Consider the following 21548-nt stretch of genomic DNA (forward strand, 5'->3'; position numbering starts at 1 on the left):
CGCGAGCCGTGTGGGTGAGGACGCGCTGTGTCGCACGCGAGATGGCCCGTACGGTGCGCCGTGATCCGCCTGACAAGCTCTAGAGCGCGCCCTTGCGCGTCAGGTGGTTGAAGAACAGCCACCCCGGCAGCACCGGAATCCACAGAGTCAGCAGCCGGTACAGGAGTACGGCGGGTGCCGCGACCTCCTTAGGGAGGCCGACGGCGATCAGACCGACCGTGAGGGTCGCCTCGACCGCGCCGACGCCTCCGGGGGTCGGCGCCGCCGAACCGAGCGCGTTACCCGCGAGGAAAACGACGGCGACGCTGGCGAGGCTGAGGGTGTGCGTCTCCTCGTGGCCGAACGCGCGGATCGACGCGTCCAGGCACATCACGAAGCAGGCGGTGAGCAGCAGCATGCCGCCGATGCCGGTGATCAGCTTCTGCGGCCGCTGCAGCACGTCGAGCATGCGAGGGATGACGCCCGCGAACAGCGACCTCACGCGCGTGGAGACGAATTTGCGCAGGAACGGCACCGACGTGACCACGAGAACCAGTACGGCGACGGTGAGCAGACCGGCGATGACCGTGCGGGACGGCGACAGGGACGGTGTCTTCTCGGTTCCGGTCAGGTAGCCGAAGGAGAGGAGCATCAGGACGTGGCAGCCGAGTCCGAACAGCTGCGACGCGCCGACGCTGGCCACCGCGAGCCCGGGCCGCACTCCGGCGCGTTGTAGGAAGCGCGTGTTCAGGGCCACACCGCCGACCGCGGCGGGCGCCACGATCTTCACGAACGAGCCCGCCACCTGGGCTGCCACGGTGCGCAGGAACGGGACACGCTCGGGCACGAACCCGAGCAGACTCATCGCGGCCGCGAAGTAGCTCAGCGCCGAGAACAGCACCGCCGCGGCGACCCAGCCCCATTCGGCGCTGTCGAAGAGGGTGCCGAACTCGATATGGGTGAGCTGCGTCAGCAGGAAGTACGCGCCGATCGCGCCAGCGATGAAACTGAGCAGAGTGCGTGGCCGGATCCGCTCCAGGCGGACGGGTTCGACCGGTGCCTGCGGCCTGATCAGCAGCACCTGGTGGCGGATCTGGGTGAGCAGATCCTCCTCGCGCGCCTCGTCCAGTGCATCGTCGATCGCCCGCTTCTCGGCCCGCTGCTCCGCCCGTACGGCCTTCTTGTCCGGCTTTTCCAGTACGGGCGCGGTGTGTTCCTTGGCTTCCTCGGCGCGGGCGAGTCTGTCCAGCCGGGAGGCCTCCAGAACCGCATCGCGCTCGCGTTGGGCGCGCTCCCTGGCGAGTTTGCGCAGCGTCGCGCGCGTGGCGCGCGAAAGCGCGATGGGCTGGAGCATTGGCAGACAGTCGGCGACGGTGTCCGGGCCGAGTACGCCGACCGCCGAGGCCACCGCGCGCTCGGCGCCCACGCGAAGCCCCAGCGTGGTGACCAGCTGAGCGACGTCCACGCGCAGCAGCAGGTCGCCGGCGGCGATCTCGCCGCCGCGCAGATCGGTGAGGATCACCGTGCCGGAACGATCCACCAGAATCGCGTCACCCGCGAGCCGGCGATGCGCGATGCGCCGGGACTGCAGCGCCTGTACCTGATGCCAGGTGTCGCGCAGGAGGTCGTCGGTGATGAGCTCGTCAGGCAGGGAGTCGAGGGTGCGGCCACCGGTGTGCTCGTAGACGAGCATCACGGCGTCCGGGCCGAGTTCGGAGGTCGCGATCAGCTTGGGCGCGTTGGCCCCGGCCGCGATGGCCGCGTACGCGAGGAGGGCCTCCTGCTCGAGGGCTTGGCGCAAGGACTGGAGGCTGCGGCGTGTGGTGATGCCGCGCAACGTGAGCCGTCGCCACACTCGGTAGAAGAAACCCTGTGCCTGCTGCTCGCGGTCGACCACCGTGACGTCCAGTGGTCGGCCGTCCTCCAGGGTGACGAAGTAGCGTCGGCCGCGGTCGCCGTTCTCCGTGGCGACCTCATGCGCCTCCTCGCGGGCCGCCGTCACCGGGTGGAAGCCGACGTGCCGCAGTCCCGCCATCAGCGTCCGCCCGGTGGGCCGCACGTTCGGCGAGCCGACCGCGTACAGCGTCCCGTACGCGACGGTCCAGCCGATCAGCACCGTCAGGATGATCGAGAACGGCGTCGTATAGCCGGTGACCAGCATCGAGAAGGCGTCCAGGAGCAGCACCACCCACAGCACCGCGCGCCAGCGGGGTCGGCGGGACATGCCGACGGCCGTCATGTACGCGATGACCGGCGCGAGATAGCCGTGCACCGGGTCGGTGAGAGCGTGGATGTCGCCCGGTGAGGGCTGGGTGAGCGCCTCCTGGATGGAGTTCGGGGCGGCCTTCGCGACCCACAGGTCGGTGGCGAGTGTCACGCCGTGCGCGAGGACCGCGGCGAGGACGCCGTCGGCGATGCGCAGCCCGTCCCGCTTGATCAGCCGTTCGATCGCGAACGCGACCGGCACCAGGAGGATCGCGATGCTCGACGCCAGACCCGCGATCTTGATCAGTAGATCGGGTGCCTGGCCCGTGCCCTTGTTGATGTCCTGTTCGAGCCCGGATGTGGTGCCGTGCGCGAACGCGGCGATGGCGAGCAGCAGGACGATCGCGAGGATCCCGACCAGGAGGCGCATCAGATCGGAGGGACGGTGCACGCGCGCGGGGAGCAGCGGTTCGTCGCCCTCGACCTCGTCGTTGTGGACTTCGTCCACGCAGTCGGCGTCCCGCTCGACCTGCTTCTTCTCGTCGTCGTACGTCTTTTTGAATGTCTTGGGGGCGAGATCGTCGTCCGTCTTGGTGAGGGGCTCCGCGTGCGAGTTGGTACCGGGCGCTTCGTCAGCCTTGGACGCGGGCTCGGTCGTCTTCTCGGCCGAGTCCTTCCCGTCGGCTTCGCCGGTGTCCGGGCGCGACGAGGCCGCGGAGGTGCTCTCCGCGTTTTCGGGGTGCACGCCCTGCTGCCTCATGGACTCTTCTTGATCTCGTATCACCGGTCACCGCCCGCACGATGGTGGCATGCCCCACCGACACACGGGGGCATCAGGGTGCAAATGCGGGGGCGCACAGTCTCCCCCAGGCACCGCCTCGGAGCGAGGAATACGCACAGTCTTCACCGCGTCACATTGTCGGTGGGGTGGTGCAGGATGGGGCGGATGAGCGAGGAGAGCCTTCCGGCGGACGACCTGCCGGAGTACGCGGAGCGGGTCCTTGAGGTCGCCGAGCTGATCCCGCCCGGGCGCGTGATGACGTACGGGGACGTCGCCGAGTGGCTGGAGGAGGGCGGGCCGCGCCAGGTGGGCCGTGTGATGGCCCTCTACGGGGGAGCGGTTCCGTGGTGGCGTGTCATACGCGCGGACGGTGTGCTCCTCCCGGGCCACGAATTCGAGGCGCTGGCCCACTACCGCGCGGAGGGGACTCCCCTGAAGGAGGCGAGCAGGTCGTCCGAGGGGCATCTGCCGCGCGTCGACATGAGACGGGCGCGATGGGACGGCGGCGAACGCGCGGAGAGTCACACCTGACAGCTTCCGGTATCGGACGGGCGGAGGGGGAACCTGTGGCCCGTACGGGGGAAGCGAGGCACTTCCGTGACATGACGTACGTTCGAGGAACGGGGGACGCACGGGGTCTACGGGAAGAAGGGGAAGCCCTCCTTCCACAGTGCTCACCGGCGTAGCGTCGTCGACGCGCATCCCTCTCACCCCGCGGCCACCGCCCCGAACACTCGGCAGTCCGCCCACCCGTCGCCCGATCACCACCCCCGTAACGACGGCGCTCAGCGTCGACAGTGACGATCCCCAGCACAACCACCAGGACCGGCGAACCACGTGAGCTCCTCTTCCTCCACCAGGCGCCCGTCGCACCCACATGTGCGACAGGGGACCCGCGGTGCGTACCGACTGATGCGTACCCCGCCGGTCCGAGTGGATCCCCCTCGTCTGGACGCAGGACAGCGCTCGGTGGTTGACCACAAGGGCGGACCACTGCTCGTTCTCGCAGGTCCGGGCACTGGGAAGACGACCACGCTGGTCGAGTCCGTGGCCGCCCGGATCGCCCGCGGCGGCGATCCGGAACGGATTCTGGTGCTGACCTTCAGCAGGAAGGCGGCCGTCGAACTGCGCGACCGCATGGCGCTGCGCATAGGCGCCGCGCACGCCCCGCGGGCGACCACCTTCCACTCCTTCTGCTACGCACTTGTCCGTGCCCACCAGGACAGCGAGCTGTTCGTGGAACCCCTCCGGCTGCTGTCGGGTCCGGAACAGGACGTGGCGGTGCGCGAGCTGCTCGCGGGGCAGCCCGATCTTGAGCGCCTGGGTCTCGCGCATGTGCGCTGGCCGGACGATCTGCGTGCCTGCCTGACCACACGAGGCTTCGCCGACGAGGTCCGCGCGGTCCTGGCCCGCAGCCGCGAGCTGGGCCTGAGCCCTGATGCCCTGGACGCCTTCGCCGCCCGCATCGGCCGCCCCGACTGGGGCGCCGCCGCAGCCTTCCTTGCCGAGTACCTCGACGTTCTCGACATGCAAGGAGTGCTCGACTACGCGGAACTCGTCCACCGCGCGGTGCTGCTCGCCGGGCGCCCCGGTGTCGCCGAACGCCTGGCCGCGCAGTACGACGCCGTCTACGTGGACGAGTACCAGGACACCGACCCGGCGCAGGTACGACTGCTGCGGGCCCTCGGGGGCGGTGGCCGCACCCTCGTCGCCTTCGGCGACCCCGACCAGTCGATCTACACCTTCCGTGGCGCCGATGTGAACGGCATCCTGGACTTCCCCGACGCCTTCCCGCGCGTGGACGGCCGCCCGGCGCCGGTCGAGGTCCTCAGGACGTCCCGCCGCTCGGGCGCCGCCTTGCTGGCAGCCACCCGGCTGCTCACCCAGCGCATGCCGCTGACCCGCCTTCCGGCGGAGAAGGTCCGGGCCCACCGTGAGCTGTCCCCGGTTCGGGACGGCGGCCGGATCGAGGTCTACACGTACCCGACGTCCGGCACGGAGCTGGACAACATCGCCGACATCGTGCGCCGTGCCCATCTGGAGGACGGCGTCCCCTGGAGCGAGATGGCCGTCCTGGTGCGCGCCGGCTCCCGCACGATCCCGACGATCCGACGTGCGCTCACCGCGGCCGGGGTGCCACTCGACATCGACGGCAACGATCTGCCGCTGCGGCACGAGCCGGCGGTCGCACCGCTGCTGACGGCGTTGCGGGCGGTGGCTCGGGCGGAGCTTGGTGCGGACACCGGCTCCGGCGCCGAGATCGACGTACCCGTCGAGATCGACGTACCCGCCGGGGGCGCCGCAGGAGACTTGCCTGCGGAAGAAGGCGTACTCGCAGAAGAAGCTGCGGGAGACGTACCTGCGCAACCAGGTGCATCTGCGGAGGAAGCCTCAGGTGACGTACCTGCGCAGGAAGACGCATCCATAGAGGAAGCCGAGAGCGCCGGCTCGCGCGAGCGTCATGAGCCCCAAGAGGCGGCTGTATCGGCCGAGCCGGAGCCGGAACCGCAGACCCCATGGCTCGACACCGAAACCGCCCTCACCCTGCTCGCCTCACCCCTCGCCAGCATGGACGCCTCCGACCTGCGGCGTTTGGGCCGCGCACTGCGCGAGGAGGAGCGCGCCGCCGGCAACCACGTGCCGCCGCCCTCCGACGAACTGCTCGCCCGCGCGCTGGCCGAGCCTGAGCGGCTCGTCGCGCACGACCCGGCATACGCCCGCGGAGCCCAGCGCCTCGGTGCGCTGTTGCGGAAGGCACGGGAGCGCCTCGCGGGCGGTGGGACGGCCGAGGAGGCGCTCTGGGACCTGTGGGAGGGCACACCGTGGCCACAGCGTCTGGAGCGGGCTGCCAGGCGCGGCGGCGCGGCCGGGCGCAACGCCGACCGCGACCTCGACGCCGTGTGCGCGCTGTTCGCGACCGCGACCCGCGCCGAGGAGCGCACAGGCGGCCGCGGCGCCCTCAACTTCCTGGAGGAGATCGAGGCCCAGGACATCGCCGCAGACACGCTCACCCGCAGGGCCGTACGTCCCGACGCCGTGCGTCTGATGACCGCGCACCGCTCCAAGGGCCTGGAGTGGCGCCTCGTCGTCGTGGCGGGCGTCCAGGAGGGGCTGTGGCCGGACCTGCGTCGCCGCGGGTCTCTTCTGGAGGCCGACCGCATCGGACGCGACGGCCTAGCCGAACCCCTCACGCCCGGAGCGCTCCTCTCCGAAGAGCGCCGTTTGTTCTACGTGGCCGCCACGCGCGCGCGTGAACGCCTCGTCGTCACCGCGGTGAAGGCCCCCGCCGACGACGGAGACCATCCCTCCCGCTTCCTCACCGAACTCGGCGTCGAGCCCAAGGACGTCACCGGGCGCCCGCGCCGCCCGCTGTCCGTTGCCGCGCTGGTCGCCGAACTGCGCGCCACGACCGTCGATCCTCGTGTCTCGGACACCCTCAGGCAGGCCGCCGCCCACCGCCTGGCCAAGCTCGCCGCGCTCGGCGACGAGGACGGCCGCCCTCTGGTGCCGTCCGCGCACCCCTACCGCTGGTGGGGCCTGTACGAGCCGACCGAGAGCAAGATCCCGCTGCGCAACCGCGACCAGCCCGTCGTGCTCTCCGGAAGCGCTCTCGACCAGCTTGCCAACACCTGCGCCCTGCAGTGGTTCCTGGGGCGCGAGGTGAAGGCCGACGCGCCGGCGACCGCCGCCCAGGGCTTCGGCAACGTGGTGCACGTCCTCGCCGACGAGGTCGCCTCCGGACGTACCCCGGCCGACCTGACCGTCCTCATGGAGCGCCTCGACTCCGTGTGGAACGCGCTCGCCTTCGACGCGCCGTGGAAGTCCGCGCAGGAGAAGGAGCACGCGCGCGCGGCGCTCGAACGCTTCCTGAAGTGGCATGTGATGGACCGCACCGGACGTACGCCGGTGGCCAGTGAGCACGACTTCGACGTGACTCTCGAAGCGGGCGACTACGAAGTACGCATTCGCGGCTCCATGGACCGCGTCGAGGCGGACGCCGAAGGCCGTGCCTACGTGGTCGACTTCAAGACCGGCAAGCAGGCACCGAGCGCCGCCGAGGTGGCGCACCACCCGCAACTCGCCGTCTACCAGCTCGCCATCAGCGAGGGTGCCGCCGACGACGCCTTCGACGGTGTACGGCCCGAGCCCGGCGGCGCGGAACTCGTCCAGCTGCGCCAGGGCGCCGCCAAGAAGAACGGTGGCGAGACCCTCCCCAAGGTGCAGGCCCAGGAGCCTCTGGAGGGCGAGTGGGTCGGCGACCTGCTCGCCACCGCCGCGGGCAAGGTCCTCGACGAGCGGTTCTCGCCCACGACCGGTCAGCACTGCACGCACTGCGCCTTCCGGGCGTCGTGCAGCGCGCGGCCCGAGGGGCGGCACGTGGTCGAGTGACGGGGGCGTCGAGCAGTGGCGCGGGTGTGGTCAGATGACGCGGACGCCGAACAGCGACGCTGGTGTGGTCAGATGACGCGGACGCCGAGCAGCGACGCTGGTGTGGTCAGATGACGCGGACGCCGAGCAGGGACGGATGCGTGGTCGAGTGGTGCGTGTGCGGTCAGGTGACGCGTGCGCGGTCAGGTGACGCGTTCGTGGTGAGTGACGCGTGCGTGGTCACGTGGTGCGTCGTGCGTGACGTATCGCACCACCCGTGCTGACCAGCGCATCCTTCGGCCCCACCGCCGATGTGGCCCCCGCTGTCAGTGGGCGCCGCTAGCCTCTCTGACGTGCCAGCCCGTATCACCGACCCCGAGCAGCTCAAAGAGCTCCTGGGCATCCCGTTCACCCCGGAGCAGACGGCCTGCATCACCGCACCGCCCGCCCCGCAGGTGATCGTGGCCGGAGCCGGTTCGGGCAAGACCACGGTGATGGCGGCGCGCGTGGTGTGGCTGGTCGGCACCGGACAGGTCGCCCCCGAGCAGGTCCTCGGCCTGACGTTCACCAACAAGGCTGCCGGTGAACTCGCCGAGCGAGTCCGCAAGGCGCTGATCAAGGCGGGCGTCACAGACCCGGACGCGATCGACCCGGACAACCCGCCGGGCGAGCCGGTCATCTCCACGTACCACGCCTTCGCGGGCCGCCTGCTGACCGACCACGGCCTGCGTATCGGGCTCGAACCGACGTCCCGCCTGCTGGCCGACGCCACCCGCTACCAGCTCGCCGCACGCGTGCTGCGCGAGGCACCGGGACCCTACCCGGCGCTCACCCGCTCCTTCCCGGACCTGGTCGGCGACCTCCTCACGCTCGACTCCGAACTCGCCGAGCACCTTGTACGCCCCGAGGACCTGCGCAGGTACGACGCCGAACTGCTGCGCTCCCTGGAGGGTGCAAAACTCACCAACGCCGACCTCCGCAAGGTCCCCGACGCGGCGGCGGCCAGGCGCGAACTCGCCGAACTGGTGGGCCGCTACCGGGCGGCCAAGCGCGAACGCGATCTCCTCGACTTCGGTGACCAGATCGCTCTGTCCGCCACCCTGGCCCGCACCCGCCCCGAGGTCGGAAACATCCTGCGCGACGAGTTCCGCGTGGTCCTGCTTGACGAGTACCAGGACACGTCCGTGGCCCAGCGCGTCCTGCTCGCCGGTCTCTTCGGCGCCGGCACGGGGCACCCGGTGACCGCGGTCGGCGATCCCTGCCAGGCGATCTACGGCTGGCGTGGCGCCTCCGTCGCCAACCTCGACGACTTCCCCGAGCACTTCGCGCACCCCGACGGGCGCCTCGCGACCCGCCAGGCACTCAGCGAGAACCGCCGAAGCGGGGGGCGCCTCCTGGACCTCGCCAACGGCCTCGCCGAGCCCCTGCGCGCCATGCACGCGGGCGTGGAGGCACTCCGTCCCGCCCCCGGAGCCGAGCGCGACGGCCTGGTCCGCTGCGCGCTGCTGCGGACCCACGCCGAGGAGATCGACTGGCTCGGCGACTCGATCGCCCATCTCGTACGAACCGGAAAGGCGCCAGGCGAGATCGCGGTGCTGTGCCGTACGGCGACCGACTTCGCCGAGATCCAGGGCGCCCTCGTCGCCCGTGACATCCCCGTGGAGGTGGTCGGCCTCTCCGGGCTGCTGAACCTCCCTGAGGTCGCCGACCTCGTCGCCGTCTGCGAGGTCCTCCAGGACCCCGGCGCCAACGCCTCCCTCGTACGCCTGCTCACCGGCCCCCGCTGGCGCATCGGCCCGCGCGACCTTGCCCTCCTGGGGAGGCGCGCCCGCCTTCTCGTGACCCACGCGCGCGTGGGCGCCGACGACGACCCGGACCGCCGGCTCGCCGCGGCCGTCGAGGGGGTCGACCCGGCCGAGGTGATATCGCTCGCGGACGCGCTCGACACGTTCCTGGAGATGCCCATCGAGGCAGAAGGGGACGACGACGGACTGCCCTTCTCACCGGACGCGCGCGTGCGTTTCGCGCGGCTCGCCGCCGAGCTGCGCGAGCTGCGCCGCTCGCTCGCGGACCCACTGATGGACGTCCTGCACCGGGTGCTCGCCGTCACCGGCCTTGAGGTCGAACTCTCCGCGTCCCCGCACGCGCTGGCCGCCCGGCGACGCGAGACGCTGTCGAACTTCCTGGACGTCGCCGCGTCCTTCGCCGCGGGCGACGGAGAGGCGAGCCTGTTGGCCTTCCTCGGTTTCCTGCGGACCGCGGCGCAGTACGAGAAAGGCCTCGACAACGCCCTCCCCGGCGGCGAGAACACCGTCAAGGTGCTCACCGCGCACAAGTCCAAGGGCTTGGAATGGGACGTCGTCGTGGTCCCCGGCCTGGTCACCGGCACCTTCCCCAGCACCCAGGGCCGCGAGAAATGGACCGCCCAGGGCAAGGTCCTGCCGCACGAGCTGCGCGGAGACGCCGACACCCTGCCCGACATCGAAGCCTGGGACGCCAGGGGCATCAAGGCCTTCCACGAGGCCATGAAGGACCACCAGCACACCGAGGAACTCCGCCTCGGCTATGTCACCTTCACCCGCCCCCGCTCACTCCTGATCGGCTCCGGCCACTGGTGGGGGCCCTCCCAGAAGAAGCCACGCGGCCCCTCGGACTTCCTGCACGCCCTGTACGAGCACTGCGCGGCCGGACACGGAGACATCGAGGCCTGGGCGGACGAACCCGCCGAGGACGACGAGAACCCCGCCCTCCACGACGCGTCCGCCGATCACGCCTGGCCGCTTCCGCTCGACGACGCGGCACTCGCCCGCCGCCGCGCGGCCGCCGAGACCGTACTCGCCCACCTGGAGCGGGTCGCGTCCCACGAGGAGGTCCATCCAGGGGTCGCCGCCCACGAAGTGTCCTCGTCCTCGTACGAGGACCCTGAGTGGCCGCCTCCGCCCGAGGACGACGAACCGCCCGACCTCGACCTTCAGGAGGGGGACGGTGCCGACTGGGACTCCTGGACGGCGGACCGCCCGAAGGTTCCGCACCAGGCACAGGCCCCCGAGGCCCGTCCTCACCCCGAGGGCCCGGAGCGCCTCACGCCCGAGGAATCCCGCACGCTCGCCTCCTGGGACCGAGACCTGGACGCGCTCACCGGAGAGCTCCTGCGCGCCCGCGCCGGCGTCACGGACGTACCCCTGCCCTCATCGCTCACCGCGTCGCAGGTGCTGCGCCTGGCGGCCGACCCGGACGGATTCGCGCAGGAGCTGGCCCGCCCCATGCCGCGCCCTCCCCAGCCCGCCGCGCGCCGCGGCACCCGCTTCCACGCGTGGGTGGAGTCCCGCTTCGAAGCGCTGCGACTGCCCATGCTGGAGCCCGAGGAGCTGCCCGGCAGCGACGCCGAGATCGCCGACGAGCGCGACCTGGAGGCTCTCAAGGACGCCTTCGAACGCACTCCGTACGCGCACCGCACTCCCTACCGCGTCGAGGTTCCCTTCCAGCTCGCCATCGCCGGCCGCGTCGTGCGCGGCCGTATCGACGCCGTCTACAGGGAGGCCGATGACAACGGCGACGGCAACGGCGCGGTCGGCGGGGAGGGCGGCGACGGCGCGACGTACGAGATCGTGGACTGGAAGACCAACCGCAGTCGCACAGCGGACCCCCTCCAGCTCGCGCTCTACCGCCTCGCCTGGGCGGAGCAGCAGGGTGTGCCCCCGGAGGCGGTCAAGGCGGTGTTCCTGTACGTCCGCAGCGGAGAGGTCGTACGACCGGACGACCTTCCGGACCGGGCCGCACTGGAACGGCTGCTCATGGACGACCCACAGGAAGAGGCATCCGGGGAACCACCGGACGAACACGCCTCTGTGGGCGGATAGGCTCGTGGTCATGAGCAAGCCCGTTGACAACGCCGTCAGCACCGTACGGACGTACATCCAGAACCACCGCGCCGCCTTCCTCGACGATCTCGCCGAGTGGCTGCGCATCCCCTCGGTGTCGGCTCAGCCGGATCACGCCGCGGACGTACGGCGCAGCGCCGACTGGCTTGCCGCCAAGCTCCGGGAGACCGGCTTTCCCACAGTCGAGGTCTGGGCGACCGACGGGGCCCCGGCCGTCTTCGCCCAATGGCCTTCCGAGGACCCGGAAGCCCCTACGGTCCTGGTCTACGGCCACCACGACGTGCAGCCCGCCGCCCGTGAGGACGGCTGGGACACCGAGCCCTTCGAGCCGGTGATCCGCGGAAACCGCCTGCACGCGCGCGGGGCGGCCGATGACAAGGGTCAGGTGTTCTTCCACACACTCGGCGTTCGTGCCCACCTCGCCGCCACCGGGCGCACCGCTCCCGCCGTACACCTCAAGCTCCTCATCGAGGGCGAGGAAGAATCCGGCTCCCCGCACTTCCGTGACCTTGTCGAGGGGCGCGCGGAGCGGCTCGCGGCCGACGCCGTGATCGTCTCCGACACCGGTATGTGGTCCGAGGACACCCCCACGGTGTGCACCGGCATGCGCGGCCTCGCCGAGTGCGAGATCGAGCTGTACGGGCCCGACCAGGACATCCACTCCGGATCCTTCGGCGGCGCCGTGCCCAACCCGGCCACCGCAGTCGCCCGCCTCGTCGCTGCCCTGCACGACGGCCAGGCGCGCGTGGCCGTACCGGGCTTCTACGAAGGCATCACCGAACTCACCGACCGCGAGCGCGAGCTCTTCGCCGAGCTGCCCTTCGACGAGGCCGAGTGGCTGCGCACGGCCAGGTCGACGGCCTCCTACGGAGAGGCCGGCCACACCACTTTGGAGCGGGTCTGGGCCCGTCCGACCGCCGAGGTCAACGGCATCGGCGGCGGCTACCAAGGCCCCGGCAGCAAGACGATCATCCCGTCCTCGGCGATGGTCAAGCTCTCCTTCCGGCTGGTCGCGGGACAGGACCCCGAGCACATCGAGAAGGCCGTACGCGCGTGGGCCGCCGAACACGTACCCGCGGGCATCCGGCACGAGATCACGTTCGGAGCGGCCACCCGCCCCTGTCTGACGCCCCTGGACCACCCCGCCCTGCGGTCCGTCGTACGCGCCATGGGCCGCGCCTTCGAGCAGCCCGTCCGCTTCACCCGAGAGGGCGGCTCGGGGCCCGCGGCCGACCTTCAGGAAGTCCTCGGTGCCCCGGTGCTCTTCCTGGGCATCTCCGTCCCGTCCGACGGCTGGCACGCCCCCAACGAGAAGGTCGAACTGGACCTCCTCCTGAAGGGCGTCGAAACCACCGCCTACCTGTGGGGCGATTTGGCCGAGAACTGGCACGAGGCACACTGAAGAAGGCATCTCCGAAGAAGGCGATCAACGCCCTGAACAGCCCCCTCCACACCCGCCCTGCTGAACCGCCCATCGAAATAACCGTTACACCGGGGGAGTTGGAAGCACCCGTGACCACCTGGACCGACCACAGCGCCGACCGTCCCATCTCGCTCACCGCCCCGAGCGGCATCGACCGGGCCGCCCACCACCGGCTCGACGAGGCCTGGCTCGCCGCGGCGTGGAGCCACCCCACCACCCGCGCCTTCGTGGTCTCCGGCGGCCAGGTCCTGATCGACGAGGCGGCCGACGGCACCACCGAACTGGTGATGACCCCCTCCTTCGAGGCGCCGCTCACCGAGGCACACCGCTACTTCCTGGGCACGGACGATGACGGTGTGAGCTATTTCGCACTCCAGAAGGACGCGCTCCCCGGCCGCATCGACCAGTCGGCACGTTCGGCGGGACTGCGCGAGGCGGGACTACTGCTGTCTCCCCGCGACGCGGGCCTCATGGTGCACGCGGTCGCCCTGGAGAACTGGCAGCGGCTCCACCGCTTCTGCTCACGCTGTGGCGAACGCACCGTCATCGCGGCAGCCGGCCACATCCGCCGCTGCCCGGCCTGTGGCGCCGAGCACTACCCGCGCACCGACCCGGCCGTGATCATGGCGGTCACGGACGACGAGGACCGCATCCTGCTCGGCCGCCAGGTGCACTGGCCCGAGGGCCGCTTCTCCACACTCGCCGGCTTCGTCGAGCCCGGTGAGTCCATCGAGCAGTCGGTGCGTCGCGAGGTCTTCGAGGAGGCCGGTATCACGGTCGGTGAAGTCCAGTACGTCGCCAGCCAGCCCTGGCCCTTTCCCTCCAGCCTCATGCTGGGCTTCATGGCCCGCGCCCAGTCGTCCGAGATCAACGTCGACGGCGAGGAGATCGAAGAGGCCCGCTGGTTCTCCCGCGAAGACCTACGGGCCGCCTTCGAGTCCGGGGAGGTGCTGCCTCCCTACGGGATCTCGATTGCGGCCCGTCTGATCGAGCTCTGGTACGGCAAGCCCCTGCCGACCCGGGGATCGACCGCCTGACACCGACGCGACGGCCGGCTCGGGGACCGGCCGCCTGACGTCGGCCACACGTCCGACGCGGGCGCCGGTCGCATGATGCCGACTACGCGCCGATCTTCTGCTTGACCTGCGCCAGCGAAGGGTTCGTCAACGTCGAACCGTCCGGGAAGAGAACGGTGGGAACCGTCTGGTTTCCGCCGTTCGCCTTCTCCACGAACGCCGCGGACTGCGGGTCCTGCTCGATGTTGATCTCCTCGTACGTGATGCCCTCGCGGTCCATCTGGCTCTTCAGCCGACGGCAGTAGCCGCACCACGTGGTGCTGTACATCGTCACAGTGCCCGGCATGTCGATTGCGCTCCTTTACGGCGTCGGGATGCGTGGTCGCGTCAGGGGAACGTACGTGACCCGGCCGCCATTCCCGTGGGAGTACCTCGGCGGGACTCAACGCCTGCCGCATTAGTACGACTGCGGGTGTCACCTGTGGACAACCAGGCTCACCCGTCCCCGGCGACCTGGCAGCATGGCGGGGTGACAGCAGCAACGCACTCCACACTCTTCCCGCAGGTTCCGGACTCGGCCGACGCGGTGCTCGACGGGCTCGACCCCGAGCAGCGCGAGGTCGCCACCGCCCTGCACGGACCGGTGTGCGTGCTGGCGGGCGCCGGCACGGGCAAGACGCGGGCGATCACCCACCGCATCGCCTACGGGGTGCGCGCCGGGATCCTCCAGCCCTCCAGCGTGCTGGCCGTCACGTTCACCAACCGTGCCGCGGGCGAGATGCGCGGCCGTCTCAGGCAGCTCGGCGTCGGCGGCGTCCAGGCCCGGACCTTCCACTCGGCCGCGCTGCGCCAGCTCCAGTACTTCTGGCCGAAAGCGGTCGGCGGCAGCCTGCCCCGGCTTGTCGACCGCAAGATCCAGCTGGTCGTCGACGCGGCAGCTGCCTGCCGCATCCGCCTCGACCGGGGCGAACTGCGGGACGTCACCGCCGAGATCGAGTGGTCCAAGGTCACCCAGACCATCCCCGCCGACTACGCGGCCGCCGCCGCCAAAGTCGGCCGGGTAGCCCCCCGCAACCCGGCCGAGATCGCCCAGCTCTACGGGACCTACGAAGACCTCAAGCGCGACCGCGGGGTCATCGACTTCGAGGACGTCCTGCTGCTGACGGTCGCCGTCCTTCAGGACCGCCACGACATCGCGGAGCAGGTCCGCGCCCAGTACCAGCACTTCGTGGTCGACGAGTACCAGGACGTCAGCCCCCTCCAGCAGCGTCTGCTGGACCTGTGGCTCGGCGAGCGCGACAGCCTCTGTGTCGTCGGCGACGCCAGCCAGACGATCTATTCATTCACCGGTGCAACTCCTGACCACCTTCTCGACTTCCGCACCCGCCACCCCGGAGCCACCGTCGTCAAGCTCGTACGCGACTACCGCTCCTCGCCCCAGGTGGTCCACCTCGCCAACGGCCTGCTCGCTCAGGCCCGTGGCCGGGCCGCCGAGCACCGCCTGGAGCTGATCTCCCAGCGGTCGCCGGGCCCCGAACCCGTCTACGCCGAGTACCCGGACGAGCCCGCCGAGGCCGAGGGCGCCGCCCGCCGCATCCGCGACCTCATCGCGTCCGGCGTCCCCGCGGGCGAGATCGCGATTCTCTTCCGTACGAACTCCCAGTCCGAGCTGTATGAACAGGCACTCGCCGACGCCGGGGTGCCCTACCAGCTGCGTGGCGCCGAGCGGTTCTTCGACCGCCCCGAAGTGCGCAAGGCGGGCACCGCCCTGCGTGCCGCGGCCCGGTTCGGAGGCAACGACTCGCTCCTCGACGATGTCATCGACCTGCCCTCACAGGTCCGCGCCGTGCTGTCGGGCGAAGGATGGACCAACCAGCCCCCTGCCGGCTCCGGCGCGGTCAGAGAGCGCTGGGAATCGCTGGCCGCCCTTGTCCACCTTGCCCACGACTTCGCGGCGGCGAAGGAGGGCGCCACCCTCGGAGATCTGGTGGCAGAGCTCGACGAGCGCGCGAGCGCCCAGCACGCGCCGACCGTCCAGGGCGTCACCCTCGCTTCCCTGCACTCAGCCAAGGGACTGGAGTGGGACGTCGTCTTCCTGGTCGGCGTCGCCGAGGGCATGATGCCGATCACCTATGCAAAGACCGACGAACAGATCGAGGAGGAGCGCCGCCTCCTCTACGTCGGCGTGACCCGCGCCAGAGAGCACCTCTGTGTCTCCTGGGCGCTGTCCCGCTCACCCGGCGGCAGACCGAACCGCCGGCCCAGCCGCTTCCTCGACGGGCTGCGCCCAGGCTCGGTCACCACGGTGGCGGGCCGGAGCGGTAGTGGGGGCCCGGGAGGTATCGAGCGAGGTATCGGTAGCAGCGGCGGCACAGTCGTGCGGCGGTCGGTCCGGACCCCTGCCCGCTGCCGGGTCTGCGGCCGCACCCTGACCGACGCCGGTGAGATGAAACTGATGCGCTGCGAGGACTGTCCGTCCGACATGGACGAGGGCCTCTACGAGCGGTTGCGGGAGTGGCGGGCGGTGCAGGCGCAACGCAGTGGGCAGCCCGCGTTCTGTGTCTTCACCGACAAGACGCTGATGGCTATCGCCGAGACCGTGCCCGACGACGAGGGCGAGCTGGCTCGGATCCCTGGCGTCGGAGTCCGCAAGCTGAACCGCTTCGGCACCGATGTTCTGGCCATCTGCGCAGGTCAAGAAGTCGGAGGGGGCGATGAAGGTGACTGATACGAACTCGTCGAAAAAATAGTTTGCGCATGCCCCAGCAAGCCCCATAGGTTCTTAACACGGAACGGCGGCCTTCTCCGAGGCCCTGGTTTCGTGCTGTACTTAATAACCGTCGGACCGGCTCACCCCGATCCCCCTAGACGCCGAGAGGAGGCGATTCCAGTGATCAGCATCACCACGAGCTTCATCAGCACCGTCAAAATGACCGATCCCTCGGTCGCCTCCATGTGCCTGCTCGGCGTCTCGAACCTGGGCACCGGTCTGTCCGGCAATCCTGCCGTCCGTCCGGCGTCCCCCGTGTCTCTCTCGGGTCTTCCCGTGAGTGAGCGCAATGAGCGACCGATCCAGGCACTGGAAGCAGCAGTAGTGGCAGAGGCGCGTGCCTATGCCTTCGCCGCAGCCGGTGCCGGATCCCTGAAGCAGACGAAGCAGCACCACACGATGTGGGCCTTCCGTGGGCCTGAACCCTGGAGTGATCCAGCCTGATTCTTGATCAGGCCGGCGCCTTCAGGGCCGCGGAACCCCACCCGGGATCCGCGGCCCTTCTGTTTGTCCCCGACCGGGGACGGCGGAGCGAAGGGGCCTCGGGACAAGAAAAGAACCCGGTACCAGCCGCCAACCGGCCAACCGGCCGGCACGACCAGACGAGGAAGACGAACCGTGCAACTCGAAGCGCACGCCCCGTCCGTACCGCCTTCCGAAACGATCCCCCCGCCCGGCCTCACGGAGGACTCCACCTTGATCCCGCTCACTGCGCTCACCGCGCTCGACGACGCCATCGAGAACCTCGGCGTACCCGTCCCCTGCCGTTCCTACGACCCGGAGGTCTTCTTCGCCGAGTCGCCGGCCGATGTCGAGTACGCCAAGTCGCTCTGCCGCACTTGCCCGCTGGTCGAGGCCTGCCTCGCCGGTGCCAAGGAGCGGCGTGAGCCCTGGGGCGTCTGGGGTGGCGAGCTCTTCGTCCAGGGTGTCGTCGTGGCCCGCAAGCGGCCGCGTGGCCGCCCGCGCAAGAACCCGGTCGCGGCATGAACATCCGAGGAACGATCGACCGCCCGCTGACGAACGACCCCAAGAAACAGGCCCCGATGAAGCCGTCCACGAGCGAGCCGGCCGGCTCCGCGATTCCAGACTTCACCACCACCGACGCGAAGGACTCGCGTCAGAACAGGACCCGAGAGATGCAACTCATTCCAGAAGCCCTGGCTCGTGCGCATATGCACGAGCGACTGCACGAGGCCGAGCGGGAACGCCGGGCCATGCGCCTGGTGACCGCCCGCCGGATGCAGCGTCGTGCCGAGCGCGCGTCGATGCGTGCTCGGCGTGCGCTGGCCATGGCGGTCATGCAGTAGCCGACGGCAGTCGCAGGCATAGAAGCAGGAAGTAACTCCTCGCGGGGGTCGGTCCGTCCGGACCGGCCCCGCAGTGCGTCCGGGCGTCTGCGGTGCGTTGCGTCCGGCGAACCGTCGATCACGGCGATATCGTCGCCGGGTGACGAGTCTTCCCGGGGACAGTGACAGCACCGGCTCAGCGCAGCGGCCCGACGTTGCCGAGGCCCAGCACATCGTGTGCGCTCGCTGCGGAACCCCGGCCGACGGCCCCCAGTCGACGTGGACCTGTTCCGTGGAGAACGGCAGCCGCCACTACTTCTGCGACAACTGCGCTCGCACGCATCTGAGGGCGATCGAGGGGCGGCTCGACTCCGCGTGGTGGTAGACCGCGCCTCGTCAGGCTTCGGCGGCCTGCTCCCTCTCGTCCGCCGCCTCCTCCTCCGGCAGGAATCCGGGCAGCCACTCCTCCAGCTCATCGCGTAGCCGGACGGTCGCACCCAGTTGGCACAGGACACCGATGGTGCTCAGGGTCACGCGGTGTATCAGGAGATACGACGGGGGCAGGTTGAGCCGCTTGCCCAACTGGTGGGCGGGGGAGCGAGGGTCGCCCACGCGGGCGGCCTGGCTGCGCATCCAGCCTCGGGTGAAGGTGAACTCGTCCGCCTGGGCCGGTTCGATGATCGGCAGGAGATAGTCCAGGACCGCGTCGGGTTCGAGCTCAATGGACTCCTTGACGAAGCCCTCCTCGCAGAGCAGCTCATAGACCGCCTCGGCGTCGCCGTCGAGGGTCAGGCGGAGGGACTCGCCGATCGTTGAGGGCAGGCCGCCGGGGAGGCGGTCCACCGTGCCGAAGTCCAGGACGCCCAGTCGCCAGCCACTCTTCTCGTCCGGCAGGAGACGGAAGTTGCCCGGGTGCGGATCGGCGTGCAGCAGTCCGGTGCGGGCCGGGCCGGAGAAGAGGAAGCGGGCCAGCAGCTGGCCGGCGCGGTCCCGCTGTTCCTGGGTGCCGTTGGCGATCACCTCCGACATGGGTACGCCGTCGATCCATTCGGTCACCAGAACCTGGTCGCACTGGTGGACCACCGCCGGTACGAGGACATCCGGGTCGCCCGCGAACTCGTCCGCATGGGCCTTCTGGGCCTGCGCCTCCAGTCCGTAGTCGAGCTCCTCGGACACCCGGTCGCGCAGCTCCGCGATCAGCGGCTTGATGTCCATTCCCGGGATCAGGGGGCCCAGGAGCCTGGCGAACCGGCTGAGCTGGGTCAGATCGGACAGCAGGGCCTCGCCCGCTCCGGGGTACTGCACCTTCACCGCGACCTCTCGGCCGTCATGCCACACCGCGTGGTGCACCTGGCCGATGGAGGCCGCAGCGGACGGCTTGTCCTCGAACTCGAGGAACAACTCGGGCCACTCCTTGCCGAGCCGCTCCTCCAGCACGGAGTGCACGGTGCGTGTCGGCATCGGAGGCGCCGCCTCCTGGAGCTTCGTCAGCGCCGCGCGATACGGCCCCGCGACCTCTTCGGGCAGCGCCGACTCGAAGACGGACAGTGCCTGCCCGAACTTCATCGCGCCGCCCTTGAGCTCACCGAGCACCTTGAACAGTTGCTCGGCCGTGCGCTGTTGCAACTCGCGGCCGACGATCTCCGCCGACTTCCCGCCGATCCGTTTGCCCAGCCCCCAGGTGGCCCGCCCGGCGAAGCCGAGTGGCAGCGCGGCGAGTTTGGCCGTACGGGTGACTGCCTTCCGGGGAAGATCAGACATGCGCCCTCCAATTACCGGACAGCCGAGCCGCGTACGGCTGTTGCCCCGCCATTGTCTCGTGTGGCTCCCCGTCTTCCGAGGCGCGCTCCCCCTTCTTACCTTTCTCCGTGGCGCCGCACAGGCATGCGGGATGTGGCCAGACCGGCCTGGCATGCCAGTCGAACCCCGGTACGGACGCTTCCCAGCGTGCCCCGGCGCTGGACGGCAGCTCCCCGTCGAGGAAGGCCAGCGCGTGACCCGCGGCCATTCCGGCGACACCGGCCGCCAGTGCGAGGTCGCACGCCGGGACCTGGCGCGCCTGCCCGGAGCGCCACTGCGCGACCAGCCGTGGCCAGGTCGGGTCACGGTCGGCGCGTCCCTGGTCCAGACAGCCCGCGCAGCCCGTGTCACCAGGCAGGACCAGGGGGCCGACCACTCCTGTGCCCTCCACGACGCCCGCGTACAGATGTGGTGTTCCCGAGCTGATCAACGGCTCGGCGGCTACCGGGTCGGGCGCGTGGACGGCGAGACCGTCTCGCGGGGTGAGGATCACCAGCGACAGTCCGACCTTCTCCTCGTCCGGGAGGGTCCGCGGTGGACGCGCCGGTGCCGCTCGGCGTACCGCCCGCCGGGCTGCCTCCTCCCGGCGTTCGCCGATGGACTCGGCGGGCAGTCCGCCCGGCGCGACGTCCCACGGTTCGACGCAGCCGCTGTCGCGGACATCGACCTCGCCCACGCCCGCCCCGGCGAGCAGCGAAGCAAGGATCACCCCCACCCGGCCGGCACCCTGCACCTGTACGCGCAGTGAGCGCCGGGCGGCCAGCCGTTTCATACCTTCGCCCGGTTCGGGGGCGACGAGGGAGAGGGACGCGAGATCGGGGCGCAGCCGGTCGAGGACCGCCTTCTTCTTACGCAGGGCGTCCGCGGCCGGGCCGCCTCCCGTGTTGTCATCCAGCAGGCCGGACCGGGCGAGCCGCTCGAGCAGTCCGTCGACATGCCCGTCGGGAAACCCCATCTTGCGCCCTTCCTCGCGGAGGAGCGGCAGCCCGCGTGTCCCGTTGAGGAGATCGAGGAAGCTGCCCGTCGCCGTGTCCACCGGGCCAAGGATTATCGCGTGCGCGGGCGCCATCCCGAACTGGACGGTGTTGAGATCTCGCCAGCCGCGCCGCAGCGCCGGCTTCACGATCGGATGCATGACCTACCCCCGTACTCCGTGGATCGTCCCCGTGTGTCGGCGGGTGTGGGTCCCGCTTCGCCGACCGAATGCCAGCATGCTCTTCGCCGCCCGAGGGTGCCGAAAGTTATCCACAGGCGGCGGTATACGTCGTACAAATCGAGCACACAGGGTGCGGATCGGCATCGAACCGTCCAGGGGACGGGACTTCCCTCATGTGCAGCGGGTAACGTCGGAGCGTGCCCGCCGACCCACTGCACCGCGCCGGAAACCCACAGCGCAGTACGACGAGCCCGCCGCCAAGCGGCTCGGGGGCGAGCGCGATCGAGGTCCGCAGGAGCGCGCGAAGGCGCAGAACGGTCTCCGCGTACCGCGAGGGCGATCGCACCATTGTGCTCATCCCCGCCCGGATGTCCGAGGCGGAGGAACAGCGCTGGGTGACCGTCATGCTCGACAAGCTGGCCGCCCAGGAGAAGAAGAGGGTGCCCTGTGACTCCGAGCTGACCGAGCGTGCCGCGCGTCTGTCGGGTCAGTACTTCGACGGCCGGGCCCGGCCCACCTCGGTTCGCTGGGTCACCAACCAGAACACGCGCTGGGGCTCCTGCACACCGGCCGAGGGCAGTATCCGTCTGTCGCACCGGTTGCAGGGCATGCCCGAGTACGTCGTCGACTACGTACTCGTCCATGAACTCGCGCACCTTCTGGTGCCCGGTCACGGGCCCCGCTTCTGGCGGCTTCTGGAGGCGTATCCGCGTACGGAGCGTGCTCGCGGCTACCTCGAAGGGGTGGTGGCCGCCGATCGGCTGCCCCATCCGCCCGCGACCCGCGACGAGTAGGGGCCGGTCCACCCGCGCCGAAGTTGGTCCGTCCGCACCGAAGAGGCGGTTGTGTACCGGGTTCGTACCGGCTTCTTCCACTGTCAGAG

At 70.4% G+C, this 21548-nt stretch carries 15 protein-coding genes; 11 read left to right on the top strand and 4 right to left on the bottom strand.

The window, feature by feature from the left end; translation table 11 throughout:
- Positions 1-79: 79 nt before the first annotated feature.
- Positions 80-2944, bottom strand: coding sequence for a lysylphosphatidylglycerol synthase domain-containing protein (locus tag AB0N66_RS36820; RefSeq protein WP_365443320.1), 2865 nt, complete (start codon positions 2942-2944; stop codon positions 80-82).
- Positions 2945-3130: 186 nt separating this feature from the next.
- Here AB0N66_RS36820 and AB0N66_RS36825 point away from each other — a divergent pair, with 186 nt between their 5' ends.
- The 5 genes from AB0N66_RS36825 to nudC all read left to right on the top strand — a co-directional run bounded on the left by AB0N66_RS36825 (position 3131) and on the right by nudC (position 13674).
- Positions 3131-3496 (top strand): MGMT family protein, encoded by a 366-nt coding sequence (locus AB0N66_RS36825; protein ID WP_365443322.1) that lies wholly within the window; start codon positions 3131-3133, stop codon positions 3494-3496.
- Between the two features lie 306 nt (positions 3497-3802).
- Complete coding sequence (locus AB0N66_RS36830; RefSeq protein WP_365443324.1) at positions 3803-7354, top strand: ATP-dependent DNA helicase; 3552 nt, start codon at positions 3803-3805, stop codon at positions 7352-7354.
- A gap of 332 nt (positions 7355-7686) precedes the next feature.
- A complete protein-coding gene (locus AB0N66_RS36835; protein WP_365443326.1) occupies positions 7687-11193 on the top strand; it encodes an ATP-dependent DNA helicase in 3507 nt (1168 codons plus the stop codon).
- Between the two features lie 10 nt (positions 11194-11203).
- Positions 11204-12616, top strand: coding sequence for a dipeptidase (locus AB0N66_RS36840; protein WP_365443328.1), 1413 nt, complete (start codon positions 11204-11206; stop codon positions 12614-12616).
- Positions 12617-12726: 110 nt separating this feature from the next.
- Positions 12727-13674: an NAD(+) diphosphatase gene (gene nudC / locus AB0N66_RS36845; protein WP_365443330.1), complete on the top strand. Its 948-nt coding sequence runs from the start codon at positions 12727-12729 to the stop codon at positions 13672-13674.
- 82 nt (positions 13675-13756) lie between these two features.
- Here the strand turns inward: nudC and AB0N66_RS36850 are convergent, their stop codons facing one another.
- Positions 13757-13999: a mycoredoxin gene (locus AB0N66_RS36850; protein WP_365443332.1), complete on the bottom strand. Its 243-nt coding sequence runs from the start codon at positions 13997-13999 to the stop codon at positions 13757-13759.
- A gap of 183 nt (positions 14000-14182) precedes the next feature.
- Here AB0N66_RS36850 and AB0N66_RS36855 point away from each other — a divergent pair, with 183 nt between their 5' ends.
- The 5 genes from AB0N66_RS36855 (at position 14183) to AB0N66_RS36875 (ending at position 18094) form a co-directional block, all read left to right on the top strand.
- Positions 14183-16381: an ATP-dependent DNA helicase UvrD2 gene (locus AB0N66_RS36855; RefSeq protein WP_365443334.1), complete on the top strand. Its 2199-nt coding sequence runs from the start codon at positions 14183-14185 to the stop codon at positions 16379-16381.
- Between the two features lie 162 nt (positions 16382-16543).
- Positions 16544-16867: a hypothetical protein gene (locus AB0N66_RS36860; protein WP_365443336.1), complete on the top strand. Its 324-nt coding sequence runs from the start codon at positions 16544-16546 to the stop codon at positions 16865-16867.
- A gap of 174 nt (positions 16868-17041) precedes the next feature.
- Complete coding sequence (locus tag AB0N66_RS36865; protein ID WP_266832302.1) at positions 17042-17410, top strand: WhiB family transcriptional regulator; 369 nt, start codon at positions 17042-17044, stop codon at positions 17408-17410.
- The gene (locus tag AB0N66_RS36870; protein ID WP_365443338.1) at positions 17407-17730 is read left to right on the top strand and encodes a hypothetical protein; all 324 of its coding nucleotides are present in this window, start codon (positions 17407-17409) and stop codon (positions 17728-17730) included. Before AB0N66_RS36865 ends, AB0N66_RS36870 begins: the two co-directional genes overlap by 4 nt.
- A 139-nt stretch (positions 17731-17869) precedes the next feature.
- The gene (locus tag AB0N66_RS36875; RefSeq protein WP_365443340.1) at positions 17870-18094 is read left to right on the top strand and encodes a hypothetical protein; all 225 of its coding nucleotides are present in this window, start codon (positions 17870-17872) and stop codon (positions 18092-18094) included.
- 11 nt (positions 18095-18105) lie between these two features.
- On the opposite strand, the gene AB0N66_RS36880 is transcribed toward AB0N66_RS36875, so the two are convergent.
- Positions 18106-19470: an AarF/ABC1/UbiB kinase family protein gene (locus tag AB0N66_RS36880; protein WP_365443342.1), complete on the bottom strand. Its 1365-nt coding sequence runs from the start codon at positions 19468-19470 to the stop codon at positions 18106-18108.
- Positions 19463-20644 (bottom strand): TOMM precursor leader peptide-binding protein, encoded by a 1182-nt coding sequence (locus AB0N66_RS36885; RefSeq protein ID WP_365443344.1) that lies wholly within the window; start codon positions 20642-20644, stop codon positions 19463-19465. The genes AB0N66_RS36880 and AB0N66_RS36885 overlap by 8 nt, the downstream gene beginning before the upstream one ends.
- Before the next feature lie 218 nt (positions 20645-20862).
- Here AB0N66_RS36885 and AB0N66_RS36890 point away from each other — a divergent pair, with 218 nt between their 5' ends.
- Complete coding sequence (locus tag AB0N66_RS36890; RefSeq protein WP_365443345.1) at positions 20863-21459, top strand: M48 family metallopeptidase; 597 nt, start codon at positions 20863-20865, stop codon at positions 21457-21459.
- Positions 21460-21548: the final 89 nt, after the last annotated feature.

Source organism: Streptomyces sp. NPDC093544 (assembly GCF_040683495.1).
Classification (GTDB): domain Bacteria; phylum Actinomycetota; class Actinomycetes; order Streptomycetales; family Streptomycetaceae; genus Streptomyces.